The organism is Pedobacter namyangjuensis (assembly GCF_003313325.1).
GTDB classification, from domain to species: Bacteria; Bacteroidota; Bacteroidia; order Sphingobacteriales; family Sphingobacteriaceae; genus Pedobacter; species Pedobacter namyangjuensis.
In genome coordinates, this window is sequence record NZ_QMHQ01000029.1 from 1 (window position 1) to 1,000 (window position 1,000).

Genomic DNA, 1,000 nt, shown 5'->3' on the forward strand with positions numbered 1-1,000 from the left:
AACGCTAGAGAATTTAGGTAGGCGATTCAATAAAGAGTGGATCTTTAAAGGGATTAACTATACTTTTTCTTCAGAAAATAAATATGCGATATTGGGGCCTAACGGCTCGGGAAAGTCTACGCTACTTAATGTGTTGTTGGGCAATTTAACTTCTTCCGAAGGAAAAATCAGCTACCTGAGCCCTAAAGAAATTCCAGCAGATCAAATTTTCAACTACGTTAGTTTAGCGGCGCCATATTTGGATTTGGTTGAAGAATTTACGCTACAGGAAACCATTGAATTTCATTTTCAGTTTAAAAAATACCAGCAGGGTTTAAACGCTTCTGGCGTGCTAGATTTGTTGGCCTTAAGTAAAGCGGAGGATAAACCGCTAAAATATTTCTCATCAGGGATGAAACAGCGCACCAAATTGGTGTTGGCATTTTGTTCAGATACGCCCATTTTGGTTTTGGATGAGCCTACCTCTAATTTAGATGCCCAGGGTACAGACTGGTATTTGCAATTAGTTGAAAAGTTTGCTAAAAATAGATTAGTTTTGGTGGGTTCTAATCAGCCTTATGAGTATGAGTTTTGTAACGATAGGCTTAACATATTGGATTACAAAACGTAAAAAAATAATGATAAATGTGCCGAAATGTGGGTTTAAACCGTTTAAAAGCACAAACAAAAAATATTTTAAAATCACTATTGTTTAATTAAAAAATAGTCTATACCTTTGCGGCACGAAATGAGGCCGAAATAATAGGCGTAAATTTCAAAGAAAATGGCAAAAGCATCTGATATTAAAAATGGAAATATTCTTCGCTTTAACGGAGAATTGGTACAGGTAGAAGAGTTTATTCACCGTACGCCAGGAAATTTAAGAGCTTTCTATCAGGCAAGAATGCGTAACGTAAAAACTGGTAAACTGGTTGAATATCGTTTCCGTGTTGATGAAGAGGTAGAAATTTGCCGTGTAGAGACCAACGATTATCAATATTTGTACGAAGATGGTACTTTC

1 protein-coding gene and 1 pseudogene are annotated in these 1,000 nt (G+C 36.2%); both read left to right on the plus strand.

Going from position 1 to position 1,000, the window contains the following annotated elements:
• On the plus strand, positions 1–610 hold a 610-nt coding region (locus tag DUT69_RS19110), incomplete at its 5' end, for an ABC transporter ATP-binding protein (RefSeq protein WP_113654865.1).
• A 153-nt stretch (positions 611–763) separates the two neighbouring features.
• Positions 764–1,000 (plus strand): annotated as a pseudogene (locus DUT69_RS19115) (elongation factor P); the annotation flags it as partial.